The organism is Kocuria sp. CPCC 205231 (assembly GCF_040980965.1).
Lineage (GTDB): Bacteria > Actinomycetota > Actinomycetes > Actinomycetales > Micrococcaceae > Kocuria > Kocuria rosea.
Genome location: NZ_JAVKPP010000009.1, coordinates 120,538 through 140,310, shown reverse-complemented (window position 1 = coordinate 140,310; position 19,773 = coordinate 120,538). Strand labels below are relative to the sequence as shown.

Genomic DNA, 19,773 nt, shown 5'->3' with positions numbered 1-19,773 from the left:
CGACCGCACCGTTTCCGCACCACCCCAACCACCGGGGCCCGTCACCCAGGGCCCCGCAACCCGAAGGAGCACCACCATGGCAGAACGCACCGCCACCATCGCCTCGTCCGTCGGCCTGCACGCCCGTCCCGCCGCGATCTTCGCCGAGGCCGCCGGGGAGTACGACCTCGACATCACGATCGCCGCCGAGGGCGAGCCCGAGGACGAGGCGATGGACGCCTCGAGCGTGCTGTCGCTCATGTCCCTCGGCGCCGGCCAGGGGGACAAGGTCGTCCTCCGCGCCGAGGGCGCGGGCGCCGACGACGCGCTCGACGCGCTCGTGCAGATCCTCGAGACGGACCACGACGCCGAGTAGGACCCCGCCGCACCGTCCAGTCACGGCGCCCGCCCACCGCACGGTGAGCGGGCGCCGTCGCGCGTGCCGACCCGCCGCACCGACCTCTCACGTGCTCCGACTACCGTGGAGGGGATGCCCGCACACTCCGATGGAGGACCGATGACCGCCGCTCGACCACCGCTCGACCACCGCCGCCGGGAGCCGGAGCGCGCCGCGCAGGCCCCGCGGCGGGCCCTCGTCGTGGGCACGGGCCGGGACCGGGGGGCCCTCGCGGCGGCGCGCGCCCTCGAACGGGCGGGCTGGCACGTGGGCGTCGGCACCCCCGACGGACCGGGCATGCTCGGCGCCACGCGGGCGGCCGCGGCCCGCCACGAGGTGCCCCGCCCGCGCGGGGACGGCGCCCGCTTCATCGACGGCGTCCGCCGGGCGGTCGCGGAGGGGTCCTACGACGTCGTCTTCGGCGCCGGCGACGACTGGATGGCCGCGGTCTCGGCCTACCGCCAGCACCTCCCGGCGGCGGTGGCGCACCCGGGCCCGGACGTGGTCGCGGAGGCCCTCGACAAGGTCGGGCTCGCGGACCGGGCGGCCCGGGCGGGCCTCGCCGCCCCCCGGACGCTGGCGGCCACGGACGAGGCGCTCGCCGCCTGGGACGGCCCGGTCGTCGTCAAGTGCCGGGCGCACTGGGCGCCCGGGCAGACCCGGCCCCACCGCATCGAGGCCAAGCTCTTCCCGGACGCCCCCGCCGCCGCCGGACAGGTGCGGCGGATCCGCGAGGCCGGTGCCGAACCGGTGCTGCAGGTGCCCGTGCGCGGCACCCTCGGGGCCCTCATCGGGGTCCACCACGACGGCCGCCTGCGCGGCCGGGTGCAGCAGACCACCTCCCGGCTGTGGCCCACGCCCAACGGCGTCTCGGCCCGTGCGCAGACGGTGCCCGTCGACGAGGAGCTCGCGGCGCGCGCCGAGGTGCTGCTGCGCGACCTGGGCTGGTGGGGGCTCGTGGAGCTGCAGTTCCTCACCGGGGACGACGGCGTCCCGCAGCTCATCGACCTCAACGGCCGCTTCTTCGGCTCGATGGCCCTGGCCGAGGCCGCCCGCCCCGGGCTGGCCGACGCGTGGGGCCGGCTGGTGCTCGGCGCGCCCGTGCCGGAGCTGTCGGACGCCCGCCCCGGGGTCCGCTACGCCTGGCTCGCCGGGGACCTGCGGCGGGCCTCCGTGGAGCGCCGCGGCGGTCTGGCCGCGGACGTCGCCGACACCCTCCGCTGGGGCCGCGGCGCCCAGCACAGCGTGTGGGACCTGCGCGATCCCGGGCCCACGTGGCACCTGGCCACCTGGCGGCTCAGGAACGGCGCCCGCACCGGGTAGGGCGGTGCCGCGTCAGCGCCGGCGCAGCGTCCGCAGCGTCTCGCCCACGAGCAGGCGCTCGGGAGCCCGCAGCACGACGAGCCCGAGCAGGTACGTCCCGCCCACCACGGCGGCGCAGAGCGCCGCGAGCACGAACGAGGGCAGCTCCGCCAGCGCCTCCCGCGCACCCAGCCCTGCGGCGCCGGCGACGGCCGCCAGCACGAGCGCCCGCGCCACCAGGGCCGTCGTCGCCCTGACGTCCAGCCCGGCGTGCCGCCGGTGCAGCAGCCACGCGTTGAGCAGCGCGGCCACGACCAGGGACGCGGTCGTGGCCGCGGCGATGCCGGCGAGGCCCAGCACCGGGGCCAGCAGGACGTCGCCGACCACGTTGACGACCATCGCCAGCACCGCCACGACCACCGGCCCGCGGGAGTCGCCGAGGGCGTAGGACGCGCGGACCACCACCTGGCGGAAGCCGAGCGCGAGCAGCGCCGGCGCGTACCAGGCGACCGCGGTGGCCGTCGCCGCGACGTCCCCGTCGTCGAACGCGCCGTGCCCGAAGGCCGTGGCGACGAGGGGTCCGGCCGCGACCACGAACACCGCGCACACCGGGGCGAGCACGGTGACGACCACGGACAGCCCGCGGTCGACGAGCCGGCGCAGCTCGGGCCGGTCGTCCGCGGAGGCGCCCAGGGCCGGGTACAGGGGGACGAGCAGGGCCGCGATGACGAGGGTCTCCGGCAGGTCGACCAGGCGCCAGCCGTAGGTCAGCGCCGTGATCGTGCCGTCCTCGAGGGTGGAGCCCACCGCCCGGTCGACGAGGGTGTTGATGTTGACCACGGCGTTGCCCACCAGCATGGGCGGCACGAGCCGGGCGATCTCCCGGAAGCCCGGGTCCCGCAGGTCCCACCGGGGCCGGAGCCGGGCGCCGAGCGCCCGCACGGGGGGCACCTGCATCAGCAGCCGCGCCGCCGAGCCCACCACGTAGCCCACGGCGAGCGCCGAGACGCCGTAGCGGGGCCCGAACAGACCTGCCGCGGCGATCATGACGAGGTTGAACGGGACGCCCTGCAGGGAGGACCACGCGAAGCGGCCGTGGGCCTGGACGAGCGAGGCCAGCAGGTCCGTGCCGGCCACGAGCACCGTCGCGACGAGGACGATCCGGGTGAGCGAGGCGGCCGTGGCGGTCTGGGCGTCGTCGAACCCGGGGGCGAGCAGGGCCGTCACCGGTTCCGCGAGCAGCCCCGTCACCACGGCGGCCAGGCCGAGGACGACCACGGTGACGGTGAGGGAGACCTCGAAGCCGCGGTGGCCGCGGCACCCCGTGTCGTCGACGCGCTCCCGGGCGGCCTCCCGCGAGGTCACGGGGGTCACGGAGCGCGCCATCGCCCAGGCCACCAGGCCGAGGACGACGTTCAGCACGCCCTGGGCCACCAGCCACGCGTCGAGCTCGGCGCCCGCGCCGAAGACGGCGCCGACGACGACGTCCCGGGCGAAGCCCAGCACGGTGGAGACGGCGGTCAGGCCGGTCACGAGGACCGCGGCGCGGGCGATGCTCCAGCGCCCGCCCGGTCCACCCACGGCTCCCGCCACCTCCCTGGTCCGGACCGCGCCGGGGATCGGAGCGGACCTGCCGGTGCGCGCCGCGGACCTGCCGGTGCGAACCGCCTGAACAGAATACACAGCGCGGCACCCGGCGCCGCCCCGGGCCCGTCCCGGGCCCGCCGCGGGGACGGGAACGGGGGCGCGGCGCCCGACCGGCACGGCTCAGAGGCCCCTCAGGCCCGCGCGGTTAGACTGACCGGGGCCGGCCCCCGCCGGCGCACCGGCCCGCGGGCCACCCCCGGCCGGCCGGCCCCGACGACCCCGACGATTGAGAGAGCCTTGCGAGAGTTCACCGCACGCTTCGCCACCGCCCAGGAGATCGAGGCCTGGGACACCCACGTCACGGCGAACCCGCACGGCGGCAACCTGCTGCAGTCGGCGTCCTTCGCGGACGTCAAGGCGGACCACGGCTGGCGGCCCCTGCACCTCGTGCACGAGCCCGCCGACGGCGGACAGGCGTCCTACAACCTCGTCCTCGAAAAGGCGGTGCCCGCCCTCGGCAAGCTCTGGTACATGATCAAGGGCCCGGACGTCGCCTCCGTCGACGACATCCCCGGGATCGCCGCGGCCAGTGCCCGGCTCGTGGCCGAGCAGCGGCTGAACGTCTTCGCGATCAAGATCGAGCCGGACGTCCTGGACTCCGACTACGCCCGCGGCGTGCTCGCGCGGGCGGGGCTGAAGAAGTCCTTCAACATCCAGCCCAACGACTCCACGGCGGTCCTCGACACCGACCGGGACGAGGAGGCCGTGCTGAAGTCGCTGCACTCCCGCGGGCGCAACGCCGTCCGGCGGGCCCTGCGCGAGGGCTGCACCGTCGAACGCGTCGAGCTGACCGAGCAGAACATGCGCCGGATGTACGCGCTCATGGACACCGTGGGGCAGGGGGACGCGAACGTGAACCTGCGCTCCTACGAGTACTACGCGAAGTTCTGGACGGCGTTCGAGCAGGCCGGCCAGGGGCGGCTGTACTTCACCTACGAGGACGGCGAGCCCTCGGTGGGCGCCTACGTCATCGCCTACGGCACCAAGGGCACCTACAAGGACGGCGGCTCGAAGCCCCGGCGCCGCCAGTACGGTGACTCCCACCTGCTGCAGTGGACCGCGATCACGGACCTCATGCGGGAGCACGGGATCGTCGAGTACGACTTCTGCGGCACCCCGCCGAGCGACCAGCTCAAGAACAAGGAGCACCCCTACTACGGTCTGGGGCTGTTCAAGACGAGCTTCACCAAGACCGTGGTCGACTTCGTGGGCGTCCACGACCAGGTCCTGAGCCCCGCCAAGTACGCGGTGTGGACCAACGTGGCCGAGAAGGTCCAGCGCCAGCTGTGGGTCCGCCGCACGGGCCAGCCCTTCTACTGATCCGACCCCGACCCCGACCGCCCGCCGGGCCCCCGCCCCCGCGCCCCGGAAGGAGGAACGCCGCGTGGTGACCGACCAGCGCGCCCCCCTGCGCCCGTTCGCCGCCTACCCCTCGTCGGACGGGGCCGAGGAGCCCGACCTCCACGTCGTCGAGCCCTTCGGTCCCGGCGGGGACACGACGCTCACGGGCGCCGCCCGCCCGGTCGCCCGGCACGGCGCGGGCCTGCCCGCGGTGCGCCCCACCGAGGACCAGGCCCAGCACGCCCGGCGCCGCGCCGGGACCACCGTGCTCGACATCGTGCCCGACGCCCCGCAGGCGCTGCCCGTGCTCAGCACGAGCCTGATCCGCCGGCACGGGGACACCCCCGAGCCGGAGAAGCGCCGCGAGCTGCTCTCCGCCGCCGAGACCGTGCCCCTGCCGGCGTCGGCGCGCCGGCGGCGCCGCACCGGCACCGACACGGTCCCCGTCTCCCGCCCGGAGACGACGACGATCGGGCCGCTCCCGGCTCCCGGCAAGAGTTCCGACCGGATGCAGCGGGGCGCCTACCCGTCCACCCGGGCGCAGGGGGCCCGGCCCGGCGGGCGCGCCCGGCTGCGCTCCATCCTGCAGGGGGAGGCCGCCCCGACCGCCCCCATGCGCGTGGTGGAACGGCTCAACGCCTCGCCCTTCGCCAATCTGCGCCGGTTCGGGGAGTCCACCAGCCGGCAGGCCCGGCGCACCCTGAACTTCGCGCTGCGGCTCGCGGAGACCATGTTCCACTACGGCGCCGACGCCCTCGACGTCGAGAACGCCATCATCGCCGTGTGCGCCACCTACGGGGTCGAGAACGTCGAGGTGGACATCACCAACCAGGCCGTGACGATCAACTACATCGCCGACGACCAGCCGGACGGCGGGGACACCCGCACCCGCGAGGACGTCTTCAACGACCCGGACACCAACAGCCACACGGTCATGCGGGTCGTGCGCTCCTGGACGGACAACTACGCGGGGCTGGCCGAGACGCACCAGCTGGTCGCGGACATCACGGGCGGTGAGATGCCCCGCGGGGAGGCGGAGCGGCGCCTCGAGGCGATCAATGCCAAGCCCAAGCCCTATCCGCGGTGGATGGTGCGGGCCGCCACGGCCGCCGCGGCGATGACCATCACCGTCGGCATCGGCGGGGGAGTGCTGGGGGCGCTCGTGGCCGGTCTGTCCTCGGTCATCAATCAGGTCGTGGCGCACCGGCTGGGCGTCTGGCGGATCCCCGAGTTCTTCACCATGGCCGCCCAGTCGGGGATCCTCACCACGATGGCCCTGCTGATGTCCTGGGCCGGTGTCGACCTGTCCCCGGCACGGGTCATCGCGGGCGGGATCATCCTGCTCCTGCCCACCACCCGCATGGTCTCCACCATGCAGGACGCGATCAACGGGTTCCCCGTCACGGCGGCCGGGCGGCTGCTCTCCACGTCCATGGCGTTCCTCGGCATCGTGGCCGGCATCGCCGGTGGCATCTCCGTGGCCGGCTACGCCGGCATGCCCCGGGTCGACGTCTCGCAGAGCGCCTTCGACCCGGTGGGCCCGCTGACCAACTCCGTGTTCATGCTGATCGCCACCGGGCTCATCGCGGTCACGATGCAGGCCAAGCCCCGTCACGTGCTCTCGACCGTGGCCGCCGCCCTCGGCGGTCTCGTGGTCTACCACACCGGCATGGCCGCCGGCCTGGGCTCCCGCCTGGACACGGCGCTCGCGGCGATCACCAGCGGGTGCGTGGCGACCGTGCTCGCGGCCCGGCACCGGATTCCCCAGCTGGTCCTGGCGATCCCCGCGATGACCTTCCTGCTGCCCGGGCTGTCCATCTTCCGCGGCATGTACACCATCACCGTGGAGACGGACACCTACGGCCCCGGGATCGTGGGGCTCGTCAACGCGATGGCCTCCATCGTGGCCCTGGCCTCCGGAGTGGTGCTCGGCAAGTACCTCATGCGGCCCTTCGTGGGGCACCTCAACGGCACCAGTTCCCGGCGCAACCGGCGCCGCTGACACGCTGACCAGTGTCAGCACCGTAGGGCGCTGTGGGCCGGGCCGGCACCGTGGTGGGCTGTGGGCCGGGGTATCGCCGGGGTGGATCGTCGGTGCGGCTCAGAACGGAGGCGGGTCGTCGTCCTGCCGGACCCCGTGGGGGCGGACCTGGTGAGGTCGGGCGCCGGAGGGCACGGTCCTGCGGGGTGTCCACAGGACCGCAGCCGGTGACGGCTCGTCCGGTGCCTGCTCTGCCGGGGGGCCGCCGTCGACGGGCAGGTCGTCGGCGATCCGCAGCGGCGAGAGCACGGGGTGGTGGTGCTGCTGGGGGTAGGTCACGTGGACGCGTCCTGCCGGTGAGGTCCATTCCAGGACGCCCTCCGGGGACTCCCGGCGGCGGTGCCGGACCCGCCAGCGCCCGAGCGGGCCGTCCCGGTGCTTGAGGACGTGGTGGTGACGGCACAGATGGGCGAGGTTGTCCGCGGCGGTCGGCCCGCCCTCGACCCAGGCCACGGTGTGGTCGAGGTCGCAGCGCTCGGCACGGCGCCGGCATCCGGGGAACCGGCAGGTGCCGTCCCTCGCTCGCAGCCGGCGCTTGAGATCGGCCGGCACGGCGTACGTGGTGCGGTCGTGGTCCAGGACGGTGCCGGTGACCGGATGTGTCAGAACCCTCGACCAGGACCCGGCGCCGGCGGCGATCCGCTCGGCCACGCTCACCGGGATCGGCCCGTAGCCGGCCAGCTCCGCGCAGCCCGGGCTCCAAGCAGGCCCGCCGCAGGTCGTTCCGCCGGCGCTGCGTGATCGGCCGGGGAGCCCGTCTCCGTTGGATGATTCACCGGGGACCGCGTGTCCGTCGGGTGATCTGCCGGGGAGCGCGCCTCCGTCGGGCGACCGGCCGGAGGATCCGCGGCCGGAAGTCGGTGCGCTGTGCTCCAGCAGCGAGAGCACGGGAACGGTGACCGTGACCTGCCCGCGGATCCCGCGCAGGTGCTCCGGCATGCAGGAGGGCTCCCCGTCCAGCAGCAGTGCGGCGAGCACGTCCGCGCGCAGCTGCCCTGCCGTGCGCGGCCCGTCCTCCCAGCAGCTCCGCTCGTCGTCCGGGCCCGGGCCCTCGGCGACGCCCTGGCCGCCACACGCGGACCCGGCCAAGTCCGACGGCGGGCTGTGCGGATCCACACGGGCGGCGACGGACGCGAGACGGGCGTGGACGGCGTGGGCGGTGGCCGCGTCCAGGAGCGCGCACAGCCGCGCCATGCCGTCCTCCTCGGGTTCTATCCACACCCTGCGCCCCCGGCGGGCCAGCCGGTGACGGTCCTCCTGGGACCCGGCCAATAGCCATGCCCGCCGCCGCCGGGCCAGCGCCCGGAGCTGCGACGCGGTGGCCGTCGGCGCCTTCTCCAGCAGCTCGTCCACGACACGGGACACGGCCTCGCCGAGTGGCCACGGCTCGGGCGGCCGACCGGTCGCACCCACCAGGTCCCGCCACAGGTCCACGATCACCTCGGTCTGGCGCGGGGCGATCGCCCCGGACTCGAGAGCCTGCAGGACCCGGGGCAGGCTCTCGGCGAGCAGGACCGCGTTCTCCACCCGGCGCACCGCCGTGCCCGCCGGCAGCCGCAGCGCCGGGCCGATCTCGTCGGCCACGTCCAGCACCGTGCGCTTCTCCGGTTCCGGGACGTGCTACCCACGACTGCGGGCGCGCTCGTTCGACCAGCGTGCCCGGGCCGCCCGACGCCGATCGTGCGCCTGCTCCTGCAGCTGCCACATCCGGTGGATCACCCGCAGCTGTCGGCCCGCAGCGCGGGCCTCCGCCCGGGCGTCCTCGACCAGCTCCGTCACAGCACCGGCGTACTCGCGGTCGGCAACGGCCGTGTCCTCCCGGAGGACCTCCTCCGGGCTCCGCGGCCGGCCGGCGGTAGTGGTCATGTCTCATGATCCCCACCGGGTCCGACACCATAAGGACGGAGACGGAGACGGAGACGGAGACGGAGCCCGTGACCCGGACCGTGACCATGCCCTGGGACGGGGAGGAACGGCCGTGAGATGGGGAGGAACAACCCGGTTCTCGGGCGCGTCCGAGATCCGGGGCCCGATCTCGGGACGAGCAGCTCAGCGCCGCACAGTCCGAAGGATCACCGCTCGCGGGTCCGGCTCAGAGGATCTGGCCGACCGGCAGCTTCTTCTCCGCCTGGAACACGTCCTCGGTGCGGCCCCTCGCCCAGTAGCCGGACAGCGAGACCTGGTCCCGCTCCAGCCGACGGCGCGTGAACAGCTCCTCGCGCAGGGCCTTCATGACCTCCCGCTCGCCGTGGGCGAAGACCTGGACCCCTTCCGGGTCGGTGGGCCACCCGACCTCGCGCACGGCTCGCACCAGGGCAGGGTCCTCTCCGGGACCGCTGTCCGCCCGGAACACCCAGCGCACCGTCATCCCGGCCGGGGCGGACACCGGCTGGATGTCGGAGGGCGTGTCCACCTCCAGCAGCACCTCTCCCTGCGCGGAGGCCGGGAGGGTCTCCAGGACGGCGAGGGCGGCGGGGATCGCGGCGTCGTCGGCGGCGATCAGGGTCCACGCTGCGTCCGGGGCCGGCGCCCACTTGCCCCCGGGGCCGAGGGCGATGATGCGGTCCCCGGGCTCGGCGCGGGCCGCCCACGGGCCGGCGAAGCCGTCGTCGCCGTGCAGCACGAAGTCCATCCACAGCTCGTGCCGCTCCGGCACGTACCGGCGGATGGTGAGGTGGCGGGTGACGGGCTGCCGGTCGCCCGGCAGGGTCTCCTTGAGCTCCCAGTAGTCGGGGTTCCGGCCGGGCTCCGCCCCCGGCCGCGACGAGCCTGCGGTCTCGGAGTCCGGAGCGTCCGTGCCAGGGTTCGCGGTGCCAACACCTGCCGTGCCGGGGAGCGCGGTGCCGGCTTCGCCCGTGCCGGGCCGGAGGAAGACGAGCTTCACGTACTTCTCGGGCGGGACGATGTCCGCGTAGCGCTCGGGCTCGTCGATGCCCAGGACCACCCGGACCATCGACGGGGACAGCAGCTCGCGAGAGCGCACCGTTAGGTTGAGCTGCGGCTTGCGGGGTCTGGCGGGCCGGGCCCCGGGGGTCGTCGTCATGCCGCCCACCCTAACGGAGGCCTCCTGGTGTCACAGCCGCCAGTCGACCGGCTCCGCGCCCTGCTGCTCGAGGAGCTGGTTCGTGCGGGAGAACGGCCGGGAGCCGAAGAAGCCCCGGGACGCGGACAGCGGGGACGGGTGCGCGGACTCGACCGTGGGGAAGCCGTCCAGCCACGCGGCAGTGCTCCGCGCGTCCCGGCCCCACAGGATGGCCACCAGCGGGGTCCCGCGGCCGGCGAGGGCCTTGATGGCGCGCTCCGTGACCGCTTCCCAGCCCTTGCCCCGGTGGGAGGCCGGGGCCCCCTCGCGCACGGTGAGGACCCTGTTCAGGAGCATCACGCCCTGCCGGGACCACGCGGAGAGGTCCCCGTGCTCCGGCGGGTCGACGCCGAGGTCGTCCCGCAGCTCCTTGTAGATGTTCTGCAGGGAGCGGGGCACTGGACGCACGTGGGGCTGCACGGAGAAGGACAGGCCCATGGCGTGGCCGGGAGTGGGGTAGGGGTCCTGCCCGACGACCAGCACCCTGACCTGCTCGAGCGGCTCCTGGAACGCCCGCAGGACCGCCGGGCCCTCCGGGAGCGTGCGGTGCCCGTCGGCGTGCTCCTCGCGCAGGAACCGGCCCATCTGCCGGATCTGCGGTTCCACGGGGGCGAGGGCCTCCGCCCAGTCGGGGGCCATGATCCTGTCCAGGGGCTGGGTCTCGCTCACGGTGCTCCTCGGTGCGGGTGCGGGGTCGATGCGGGTGCGAAAACGGGTGCGCCGTGCACCACTCTAGGCCGGTGCCGTGCCGTCCCTGGCGCGGGCGTGCTCCGTGGGGTCGGGACCGGCGTGCCGACGGCGCAGCGCGCGGCCCTCCTCGACGAGCTCCTGCTCCTTCGCTTGCATCCGCCGCACGCCCCGGAGGTCCCGCGGCGGCAGCCGCAGGTTCTCCTCGGCCTCGATCCCGGCCTGGAGCTGGCGTCCGCGCTCGATCTCGGCGTTGAGCTCGGCGCCCGCGAGCAGCACGATGTTCATGATCCAGATCCACAGCAGCAGGACGATCACTCCGCCGATGGCACCGTAGGTGGCGTTGTAGTCGTTGACGTTGGACACGTAGAAGCTGAACCCTGTGGTCGCAGCGCTCATGACCAGGATGGCGACCACCGAGCCGATGCTGAGCCACCGGAACCTCGGCTGCCGGATGTTCGGGGTGGCGTAGTAGAGCAGGGCGATCACGAAGACGAGCAGCAGCAGCAGGGCCGGGATCCGGGCGGCCTGCCAGAGCCGGAGTGCCGCCTCGCCGAGGCCGATCAGCCCGCCGAGCCGCTCGGCGACCGGCCCGGAGAGCAGCAGGAGCAGCATCATGCCCACCACCAGGACCACCAGGGACAGCGTCACCGCGATCATCAGGGGGTAGAGCTTCCAGACGGGGCGGCCCTCCTCGACCTCGTAGATCCGGTTCATGGACCGACCGAAGGCCCGCACGTAGCCCGAGGCCGTCCACAGGGCGCCGACCAGACCGGTGACCAGTGCCAGGCCCGCGGACGGGAAGCCGGTGAGCTCGCCGATCGGCCCCTCGAGCACGGCCACGGCCCCCTCCGGGACCCCGAACTCGTCGAGCAGGCGCAGCAGGGTCCTGGTGGTCGCCTCGGCCTGACCGACGACGCCGAGCATCGACACCACCGTGAGCAGCCCCGGGAAGATGGACAGCACGGCGAAGAACGTCATCACCGCCGCCGAGTCCGTGCACTCGTCGCGGCGGAACTCGTGGACGGTCCGGCGCAGGATGTAGCTCCACGAGGGTCTCGTGATCTGTGCCGGCGACGAGGGCTTCTCCGCGCTGTCCGGGTCCGCCCCGGGATCTCCCGCGGCGTGGGGGTCGGCTGCCATGGGGCTCCTCCGTGTGGTCGGCTGCGGGCCAGGATACCGGGGCCGCCACCGCCCCGGCCCGTTCCGTCCGGGGCGGGCGGGACCGGCGGCGGACTGGCTAGAGTGGGCGCATGAGCGCTTCCTCCACCGAGACCCGACCCCTCGCCGTCGTCACCGGGGCCACCGGAGGCATCGGCCGCGCGTGCGTGGTGGACCTCGCCCGCGACCACGACGTCCTGGCCCTGGGCCGGGACGCCGGCCGGCTGGCCGAGCTCTCCGGCCTCCCGCACGTCACCGTCCGCGCCGCCGACCTGACCGACGTCGCGGCCCTGCCGTCCGTGGTGGCCGGCCTGGACCGGGTCGACGTCCTGGTGCACTCGGCGGCCGTGGCCGGGCGCACCACGGTGGAGGCCGCCTCCGTGGCGGACTGGCGGGCCCAGCTCGAGCTCAACGTGGTGGTCCCCGCGGAGCTGACCCGGCTCCTGCTGCCGGCCCTGCGAGCGGCCCGGGGGAAGGTCGTGTTCCTCAACTCCGGCTCGGGGCTCAACGCCCGCGCCGGGGACGCCGTCTACGCGGCCTCGAAGTTCGCCCTGCGCGCGCTCGCCGACTCGCTCCGACAGGAGGTCGAGGCCGACGGCGTCGTGGTCAGCTCGGTGCACCCCGGCCCGGTCGACACGCAGATGCAGCGGGACATCCAGGCGGGCCTGGGCCACGAGTACGTCCCGGAGCGCTACCTCCGGCCGGAGTCCGTGGCCGCGGCGGTGCGCGCCGTCGTGGACGCGGGCGAGGACGCGCAGCTGACCACCCTCTCCCTGCGGCCGCGGGCCGAGTCGCGGTGACCGGCGAGGACGCGGTGCCCGAGGATGCGGTGCCCGCGGACGCCCGGGCCGGCGACGACGCCGCCCTCGGCGCGGAGCCGGTGCCGGACGGGGAGGCCGCCCCCGGCGGGGAAGACCCCGGCGAGGGGACCGGTCTGGACGCCGTGGACCGCGAGATCCTCTCGCTCGAGAACCTGCAGTGGAAGTACCAGGGGGCCAAGGAGATGGAGATCCGCCGCCGCCTGAACCTCTCGCCCACCCACTACTACCAGCGGCTCAACGTCCTGATCGACACCCGCGCAGCCCTCGAGCACGACCCGATGCTCGTGGCCAGGCTGCGCCGGCAGCGAGGAGACCACGGATGACCCAGTACCCGCACGACGAGTTCGACGACGTCCCCGAGGACGGGCCCCGCCAGGGCGCCCACCGCGGTGTCCGGCCGACCGTCCGCGTGGGCGCCCGGGAGCTCACCGCCATCGTCCTGGCCGGGGTGCTGACCCTCGGCGTCGGGGTGTTCTCGTTCCTCAACGCCCCGGGCGAGGCCGCCCCGGCGCCGGGCGCCACGTCCACGGGGTCCTGAGCCGGCCCGGTCCTCGAGGCGTCCCCCATCGGCTCCGATCCCGGAGCCCGACCGCTCCGACGCCGTTCACCACGACGTCGTCCACCCCTGACGCCACCGGAAGGAACCACCGTGCAGATCGAAGGAAGCCGAGTCCGCGTCCGCGACTGGACCGAGGAGGACCTCGTCGACTACGAGGCGTGGATCATGCCGCCCGCCGGCGGCGGCGAGCACGAGTGGCAGCGCACGGACGGCCCGTTCTACCCGAACTTCACCGCCGAGGGCGCCCAGCGCTGGCTCGGCACCCTCCGGGAGCACGTGACGGCCGGGGACTGGCCGGACCCGCGCGAGACGATGGTGATCGCCGACGCCGCCGACGACCGGTTCATCGGGCAGGTGTCCTGGTACTGGTCGGAGAAGCCCACCGAGGACCCCGGTGACGGCACGCACCTGCTGCCGCTGCGCTCCCTGGGCATCACCGTGTACTCCCCGGAGCACTGGAGCGGCGGCTACGGCACCGAGGCGATGCGCCTGTGGATCGACTACCTCTTCGCCCACTCCGACTCCCACCGCCTCGACCTGGAGACGTGGAGCGGCAACGCGGGCATGTGCCGCGTGGCGGTGAAGCTGGGCTTCACCGAGGAGGCCAGGATCCGCCGGGCCCGCAGGGTCGGCGGCGAGTACTACGACCGGATGGTCTACGGCGTCCTGCGCGAGGAGTGGCAGGGCTGAGCGGAATCGGCTCAGGGGTTTGCACTCTCCGGGGACGAGTGCCAAGATTGCGATTAGCACTCAGTCGTGTGGACTGCTAATGGCTCGGTCCCCGGCCCGACCCGGGCAGCCACCGGCACAGGAGTGACACCTCAACCACCACGGTGAGGTGCCGCACGGCGTCGGGAAGAGTCCGCCGTCGTGCGCGCCGTCCGTCGCGGGCACCGTGGAGGTCGACCGTTTGTCTACCGTCCAGGAGGGACGAAGTCACATGGCAAAGATGATTGCTTTCGACGAAGAGGCACGCCGCGGACTCGAGCGGGGCCTGAACACCCTGGCCGACGCCGTCAAGGTCACCCTCGGCCCGCGCGGCCGCAACGTGGTCCTCGAGAAGGCCTGGGGCGCCCCCACGATCACCAACGACGGCGTGTCCATCGCCAAGGAGATCGAGCTCGACGAGCCGTTCGAGAAGATCGGCGCCGAGCTCGTCAAGGAGGTCGCCAAGAAGACCGACGACATCGCCGGCGACGGCACCACCACCGCCACCGTGCTCGCCCAGGCGCTCGTCAAGGAGGGCCTGCGCAACGTGGCCGCCGGCGCCGACCCGCTGAGCCTCAAGCGCGGCATCGAGAAGGCCGTCGCCGCGGTCACCGAGGAGCTGCTGGCCTCCGCCAAGGAGGTCGAGACCGAGGAGCAGATCGCCGCCACGGCGTCGATCTCCGCCGGCGACCCCGAGATCGGCCGCCTCATCGCCCAGGCGATGGAGAAGGTCGGCAAGGAGGGCGTGATCACGGTCGAGGAGTCCAACACCTTCGGGCTGGACCTCGAGCTGACCGAGGGCATGCGCTTCGACAAGGGCTACCTCTCGGGCTACTTCGTCACCGACGCCGACCGCCAGGAGGCCGTCCTCGAGGATCCCTACATCCTCGTGGTCAACTCCAAGATCTCCGCGGTCAAGGACCTGGTCCCCGTGCTCGAGAAGGTCATGCAGGCCGGAAAGCCCCTGCTGATCATCGCCGAGGACGTCGAGGGCGAGGCCCTGGCGCTGCTGGTGCTCAACAAGATGCGCGGCTCCATCAAGTCCGTGGCCGTCAAGGCCCCCGGCTTCGGCGACCGCCGCAAGGCGCAGCTGGCCGACATCGCCATCCTCACCGGTGGCCAGGTCATCACCGAGGAGGTCGGGCTCTCCCTCGAGACCGCCACCGTGGACCTGCTGGGCCAGGCCCGCAAGGTCGTCGTGACGAAGGACGAGACCACCATCGTCGACGGCGCCGGCACCGCCGAGGAGATCGAGGGCCGCGTGGCCCAGATCCGCGCCGAGATCAACAACTCGGACTCGGACTACGACCGCGAGAAGCTGCAGGAGCGCCTGGCCAAGCTGGCCGGCGGCGTGGCCGTCCTCAAGGCCGGTGCCGCCACCGAGGTCGAGCTCAAGGAGCGCAAGCACCGCATCGAGGACGCCGTGCGCAACGCCAAGGCCGCCGTGGAGGAGGGCATCGTCGCCGGCGGCGGCGTGGCCCTGATCCAGGCCGGCCAGAAGGCGTTCGACAAGCTGCAGCTCACCGGCGACGAGGCCACCGGCGCGAACATCGTGAAGGTCGCCATCGACGCCCCGCTGAAGCAGATCGCGATCAACTCCGGCCTCGAGGCCGGCGTGGTCGTGGACAAGGTCCGCGGTCTGGCCCAGGGCCACGGCCTCAACGCCGCCACCGGCGAGTACGAGGACCTGATGGCCGCCGGCATCAACGACCCGGTCAAGGTGACCCGGTCCGCGCTGCAGAACGCGGCGTCCATCGCCGGGCTGTTCCTCACCACCGAGGCCGTCGTCGCCGACAAGCCGGAGCCCGCGGGCGCCGGCGCCGGTGCCGACGACGGCATGGGCGGCATGGGCGGCATGATGTGATCGACGGCTGATCCGTCGAGCGTGCCCAGCACGCATCCGGCACGGGCCGGGCACCTCGCGGAGGTGCCCGGCCCGTCGTCGTCCCGCACGTGGTGCCGCGGGGCCGGAAGTGGTGTTCAATCGTGAGCACCAGCTGCCGGAGGAGGAGCCGTGGACGTCGTCGTGTGGGACGCGGTCCCCGTCCAGGTCGCGCTCGTGCTGATCGCCTTCGGGCTCACCTCGCTGGTGGGCCTCGAACGGCGGCTGCGGCGCAAGAGCGCCGGGCTGCGCACGCACGCCCTGGTCGGCACCGGGTCGGCGGTGTTCACCCTCGTGTCCGCCTACGGCTTCGGTGTCCTGCCCGGCATCGACGCCGGTCCCGACCCCTCCCGCGTGGCGGCCCAGATCATCACGGGCATCGGCTTCCTGGGCGCGGGCGTGATCTTCACGAACCGGGACGTGGTGCACGGCCTGACGACGGCCGCGAGCATCTGGCTCTCCGCGGCCATCGGGATGGCCTGCGGGGCCGGGCTCGTGCCGCTCGCCGTCGTCGCCACGGGCCTGCACTTCGTCTCCGCGATCCTGCTGACCCCGCTCTCCCGCCGCCTGCCCGGGATGGTGGCCCCGCAGGGACTCCGGCTGCGCTACGAGGACGGGCACGGCGTGCTGCGGGAGGTCCTGACGGTGGTCGACGAGCTGCAGCTGAGCGCCTCCGTGGTCTCGAGCCGGACGGTCGAGGGGTCCGAGGGCACCGAGGTGGAGCTGCTCCTGCGGCTCGAGGGCAAGACGGACCTGCGCACGGCGGCCGTGCAGGTGTCGAGGGTCGCCGGGGTGCGCGACGTCGCCCAGCAGCAGCTCGAGCAGGAGCCCGGCGACTGAGCCGGTGGTGCACGCGGCCCGTGGTGCACGCGGCCCGTGGCGCACGGCGTCCGGGCGCCGTGAAAAGATGAGTGCCATGACGATCACTGCTGCCGCCGACGGCTCCGCGCTGGGCAATCCCGGTCCCGCGGGATGGGCCTGGTACATCGACGACAACACCTGGCGGGCCGGCGGATGGCCGCACGGCACCAACAACATGGGCGAGCTCAAGGCCGTCCTGGACCTGCTCGAGGCCACGGCACACCGCCCCGACGAGCCCCTGCGGGTGCTGTGCGACAGCCAGTACGTCATCAACTCGATCACGAAGTGGATGCCCGGCTGGAAGAAGAAGGGCTGGAAGAAGAGGGACGGCAAGCCCGTCCTCAACGTGGAGCTCATGAAGGCCCTGGACGCCGCGATGGCGGGCCGCGACGTGCGCTTCGAGTGGGTCAAGGGCCACGCCGGCCACGAGCTCAACGAGGCCGCCGACATCCGTGCCCGGGCCGTGGCCACCGCGTTCCAGACCGGTCGCCCCGCGCCCGAGGGACCCGGGTTCGACGGCGCCGCCCGGCACCCGGACGGAGCGGGCACCCGGACCCCGGCCCGGGAGCTGCTGGACGCCCCGGAGCCGGTGGACGCCGCGCCGCTGGTGGAGGCCCCAGGGCCGGGGGAGGACACGGATCCTGGCGCGTTCGAGGACCGGCACGACCCCGATCTGCTGAGCGAGCTGCTCGCCCACGAGGAGGAGCTCGCCCGCGGCCGCACGGCGGGGGAGACCGTCCAGGAACTCGAGCGGGACCTGCTCCGCCCGGAGGTCAGGGCGGACCCGGGCCGGCTGGGCCAGCTGCTGCACGAGGCCTTCGCCGAGGTCGGTGCCTCGGGGTCGTGGCGCTCCCGGGCGGACGTCCTCGACCGGCTGCCCCGCGAACCCGGGCTCGGCGCGGTGGACGTGCACGTGCTGGAGGCCACCGAGCTCGGCCCCGCGGCCGTGCACCTTGTCTACCGGCTCACGGCGGGGGACCGCACGAGCCTGCGCAGCTCCCTGTGGGTCCGGGAGGACTCCCGCAACGAGCTGGGGCCCTGGCAGCTGCGCTTCCACCAGGGCACCTACGAGTCCTGACGGGCCCGCTCACACCTCCGGGGCGTCGTCGGCGGGCTCGATGCCCGGCACGCGCACGGTCATCGTCGCCCCGCCGCCGGGGGTCTCGGTGAGCCGCACCGTGCCGTCGTGCTGCTGGACGATCGCGGCCACGATGGACAGCCCCAGCCCCGTCCCGCCGGTCTCGCGCGTGCGGGAGGAGTCGGCCCGGTAGAAGCGCTCGAAGACGCGCTCCGCGTCCTCGCCCTGGATGCCCGGGCCGTGGTCGCGCACCTGCAGGACGGCGTTGAAGGAGTCGTCGACCGAGCGCTCCACGCCCACCGCGATCTCGATCGGCGTGCCCTCCGGGGTGTAGCGCAGGGCGTTGGTCACGAGGTTCGCCACGACCTGGCGCAGCCGGAACTCGTCGCCGTGCACCCATGCCGAGACCGGGCCCCCGCCCCCCAGGCCGCCGACCTCGATCCGCCGGTCGGGGGCGGAGGCGCGGGCGTCCCCTGCCGCGTCGAACGCGAGGTGGAGCAGGTCCACGTCGACGTTCTCCGCGGGCCGCCGCTCGTCGAGGCGCGCGAGCATCAGCAGGTCCTCGACGAGCTGCGTCATCCGCTTCGCCTCCGACTCGATCCGGGACATCGCCCCGGCCACGTCCTCGGGCTCCTGCAGGGCGCCGTGCCGGTAGAGCTCCGAGTAGCCCCGGATGGTCACCAGGGGCGTGCGCAGCTCGTGGGAGGCGTCGGCCACGAACCGCCGGAGCTTGGTCTCGGACCGGGTGCGGGCGTCGAAGGCGTCCTCGATGTGGCCGAGCATCGCGTTGAGCGACGCCGAGAGCTGGCCGATCTCGGTCTGCCGGTTGTAGCCCTCCATGCGCTGGGAGAGGTCGCCCTCGGCGATCCGGGCGGCGGTCTGCTCCACCCGGTGCAGGGGCGCGAACGCCCGGGTGACCAGGATCCAGCCGACCGCCATGGCCGCGAACAGGGTCGCCACCCCGAAGCTCAGCGTCAGGAGGGTCACCGCGCTGAGCATCGCGTTCATGTCGTCGAGCGGCTCGGCGACCGCCACCACGAGGTTCAGCCGTTCCGTCTCGGCCGCGACCACCCGCCACCGGCGGTCCGGGGCGTCCACGGAGCCCACGGTCGTCGGCTCGAAGGGGTTCTCCCGCACGTGCTCGAGGTCGACCTGCGACAGGTCCGGCCGCCGCTCGAGCACGCCCTCCGGGGTGTGCACCGCCTCGGCGAGGGTCTCGCCGTCGGCGTCGAGCAGGAACCCGGCGTGCGGCACCTGGACGCCCTGCGCCCCGCCCATGTCGGCGACCAGCACGGTGGAGACCGGCCGGACGGAGTCCCGCAGCCCGCGGTCGATGTCGTTCAGGAGCGAGGTGCGCAGCACCGAGATCGCCACGAAGCTCGTCACCAGGATGGACAGCGCCAGGAGCAGGCCCGTGAGCACCATGAGCTGCGAGCGCAGCGATGCCGAGCGCCACCGGGAGGACAGGGTGTGCATCCCGGGGCCGGGTCAGTGGTTCTTGTGCTGGGAGCGCAGGAGGTAGCCGACGCCGCGCTTGGTGTGGATCAGCGGGGGCAGCTCGGGGTCGTTGTCGATCTTCCGGCGCAGGTAGGAGATGTAGGACTCCACGATCGAGGCGTCCCCGTTGAAGTCGTACTCCCACACGTGGTCGAGGATCTGCGCCTTGGACAGCACGCGGTTCGGGTTGAGCATGAGGTAGCGCAGCAGCTTGAACTCGGTGGGGGACAGGTCGATCTCCCGCTCGCCCCGGAACACCTCGTGCGCGTCGTCGTCGAGGACCAGGTCGTCCACGCGCAGCCGGGAGTCGTCCTCCTCGGCGGGCTGCGTGCGGCGCAGGACCGCGCGGATGCGGGCGACGACCTCGTCGAGGCTGAAGGGCTTGGTGACGTAGTCGTCGCCGCCCACGGTCAGACCGGTGACCTTGTCCTCGGTCTCGTCCTTCGCCGTGAGGAAGAGGATGGGGAAGTGCTGCCCGGACGCGCGCAGCTTGCGGGTCACGGTGAAGCCGTCCATGTCCGGGAGCATGACGTCGAGCACCGCGAGGTCCGGGTTCTCGGACTCCGCCTTGGCCAGGGCGTCACGGCCGTTGGCGGCGGTGACCACCTCGAAGCCGGCGAAGCGCAGGGACGTGGCCAGCAGCTCGAGGATGTTGGGCTCGTCGTCGACGACGAGCAGTTTCGCTTCGGGGTTGTCGTTCTTCACGCCGCCCATTTTCTCGGAACACCCT

At 73.7% G+C, this 19,773-nt stretch carries 19 protein-coding genes; 11 read left to right on the top strand and 8 right to left on the bottom strand.

All coding sequences use genetic code 11. The annotated features are described in order from the left end of the window. Positions 1 to 76: 76 nt before the first annotated feature. Together RF640_RS11435 and RF640_RS11430 are read left to right on the top strand one after the other, a co-directional pair. A complete protein-coding gene (locus RF640_RS11435; protein ID WP_017832764.1) occupies positions 77 to 355 on the top strand; it encodes an HPr family phosphocarrier protein in 279 nt (92 codons plus the stop codon). 141 nt (positions 356 to 496) lie between these two features. After that, entirely contained in the window at positions 497 to 1,699 is a 1,203-nt protein-coding gene (locus RF640_RS11430; protein WP_109222505.1) for an ATP-grasp domain-containing protein, read from the top strand. Between the two features lie 12 nt (positions 1,700 to 1,711). On the opposite strand, the gene murJ is transcribed toward RF640_RS11430, so the two are convergent. Beyond that, entirely contained in the window at positions 1,712 to 3,259 is a 1,548-nt protein-coding gene (gene murJ, locus RF640_RS11425) for a murein biosynthesis integral membrane protein MurJ (protein WP_109222506.1), read from the bottom strand. Positions 3,260 to 3,562: 303 nt separating this feature from the next. On the opposite strand from murJ, the gene RF640_RS11420 reads away from it, so the two are divergent. Together RF640_RS11420 and RF640_RS11415 are read left to right on the top strand one after the other, a co-directional pair. After that, the gene (locus RF640_RS11420) at positions 3,563 to 4,645 is read left to right on the top strand and encodes a peptidoglycan bridge formation glycyltransferase FemA/FemB family protein (protein WP_109222507.1); all 1,083 of its coding nucleotides are present in this window, start codon (positions 3,563 to 3,565) and stop codon (positions 4,643 to 4,645) included. Between the two features lie 64 nt (positions 4,646 to 4,709). Next, on the top strand, positions 4,710 to 6,668 hold the full coding sequence (locus RF640_RS11415; protein WP_109222508.1) for a threonine/serine exporter ThrE family protein: 1,959 nt from the start codon (positions 4,710 to 4,712) through the stop codon (positions 6,666 to 6,668). 99 nt (positions 6,669 to 6,767) lie between these two features. Here RF640_RS11415 and RF640_RS11410 read toward each other — a convergent pair whose 3' ends face one another. From RF640_RS11410 to RF640_RS11390, 5 genes are all read right to left on the bottom strand, one after another. After that, complete coding sequence (locus RF640_RS11410) at positions 6,768 to 8,300, bottom strand: HNH endonuclease signature motif containing protein (RefSeq protein WP_109222509.1); 1,533 nt, start codon at positions 8,298 to 8,300, stop codon at positions 6,768 to 6,770. A 27-nt stretch (positions 8,301 to 8,327) separates the two neighbouring features. Continuing rightward, positions 8,328 to 8,573 (bottom strand): hypothetical protein, encoded by a 246-nt coding sequence (locus tag RF640_RS11405; RefSeq protein ID WP_109222510.1) that lies wholly within the window; start codon positions 8,571 to 8,573, stop codon positions 8,328 to 8,330. A 226-nt stretch (positions 8,574 to 8,799) separates the two neighbouring features. Then, the gene (locus RF640_RS11400; protein ID WP_109222564.1) at positions 8,800 to 9,750 is read right to left on the bottom strand and encodes a siderophore-interacting protein; all 951 of its coding nucleotides are present in this window, start codon (positions 9,748 to 9,750) and stop codon (positions 8,800 to 8,802) included. Positions 9,751 to 9,780: 30 nt separating this feature from the next. Next, a complete protein-coding gene (locus tag RF640_RS11395) occupies positions 9,781 to 10,458 on the bottom strand; it encodes a uracil-DNA glycosylase (RefSeq protein WP_017832755.1) in 678 nt (225 codons plus the stop codon). 63 nt (positions 10,459 to 10,521) lie between these two features. Then, positions 10,522 to 11,619: a YihY/virulence factor BrkB family protein gene (locus RF640_RS11390; RefSeq protein ID WP_109222511.1), complete on the bottom strand. Its 1,098-nt coding sequence runs from the start codon at positions 11,617 to 11,619 to the stop codon at positions 10,522 to 10,524. 110 nt (positions 11,620 to 11,729) lie between these two features. Between RF640_RS11390 and RF640_RS11385 the strand changes: the two genes are divergently transcribed. From RF640_RS11385 to RF640_RS11355, 7 genes are all read left to right on the top strand, one after another. Then, positions 11,730 to 12,437, top strand: a complete 708-nt coding sequence (locus RF640_RS11385; RefSeq protein WP_017832753.1) for an SDR family oxidoreductase — start codon at positions 11,730 to 11,732, stop codon at positions 12,435 to 12,437. A gap of 14 nt (positions 12,438 to 12,451) precedes the next feature. Then, positions 12,452 to 12,781, top strand: coding sequence for a DUF3263 domain-containing protein (locus tag RF640_RS11380; protein WP_242630457.1), 330 nt, complete (start codon positions 12,452 to 12,454; stop codon positions 12,779 to 12,781). Next, the gene (locus RF640_RS11375; RefSeq protein WP_017832751.1) at positions 12,778 to 12,996 is read left to right on the top strand and encodes a hypothetical protein; all 219 of its coding nucleotides are present in this window, start codon (positions 12,778 to 12,780) and stop codon (positions 12,994 to 12,996) included. The genes RF640_RS11380 and RF640_RS11375 overlap by 4 nt, the downstream gene beginning before the upstream one ends. Before the next feature lie 111 nt (positions 12,997 to 13,107). Then, positions 13,108 to 13,707: a GNAT family N-acetyltransferase gene (locus RF640_RS11370; protein WP_095650833.1), complete on the top strand. Its 600-nt coding sequence runs from the start codon at positions 13,108 to 13,110 to the stop codon at positions 13,705 to 13,707. Positions 13,708 to 13,957: 250 nt separating this feature from the next. Then, positions 13,958 to 15,589, top strand: a complete 1,632-nt coding sequence (gene groL / locus RF640_RS11365; protein ID WP_035926880.1) for a chaperonin GroEL — start codon at positions 13,958 to 13,960, stop codon at positions 15,587 to 15,589. 150 nt (positions 15,590 to 15,739) lie between these two features. Then, a complete protein-coding gene (locus RF640_RS11360) occupies positions 15,740 to 16,447 on the top strand; it encodes an MgtC/SapB family protein (protein WP_229587948.1) in 708 nt (235 codons plus the stop codon). A gap of 76 nt (positions 16,448 to 16,523) precedes the next feature. Further along, the gene (locus RF640_RS11355; RefSeq protein ID WP_109222512.1) at positions 16,524 to 17,546 is read left to right on the top strand and encodes an RNase H family protein; all 1,023 of its coding nucleotides are present in this window, start codon (positions 16,524 to 16,526) and stop codon (positions 17,544 to 17,546) included. 9 nt (positions 17,547 to 17,555) lie between these two features. On the opposite strand, the gene RF640_RS11350 is transcribed toward RF640_RS11355, so the two are convergent. Together RF640_RS11350 and RF640_RS11345 are read right to left on the bottom strand one after the other, a co-directional pair. After that, positions 17,556 to 19,022 carry a cell wall metabolism sensor histidine kinase WalK gene (locus tag RF640_RS11350; protein WP_017832746.1) on the bottom strand — a complete coding sequence of 489 codons (1,467 nt, stop codon included), beginning with the start codon at positions 19,020 to 19,022 and terminating at the stop codon, positions 17,556 to 17,558. Between the two features lie 12 nt (positions 19,023 to 19,034). Further along, the gene (locus RF640_RS11345; protein ID WP_017832745.1) at positions 19,035 to 19,757 is read right to left on the bottom strand and encodes a response regulator transcription factor; all 723 of its coding nucleotides are present in this window, start codon (positions 19,755 to 19,757) and stop codon (positions 19,035 to 19,037) included. Between the last annotated feature and the right edge of the window lie 16 nt (positions 19,758 to 19,773).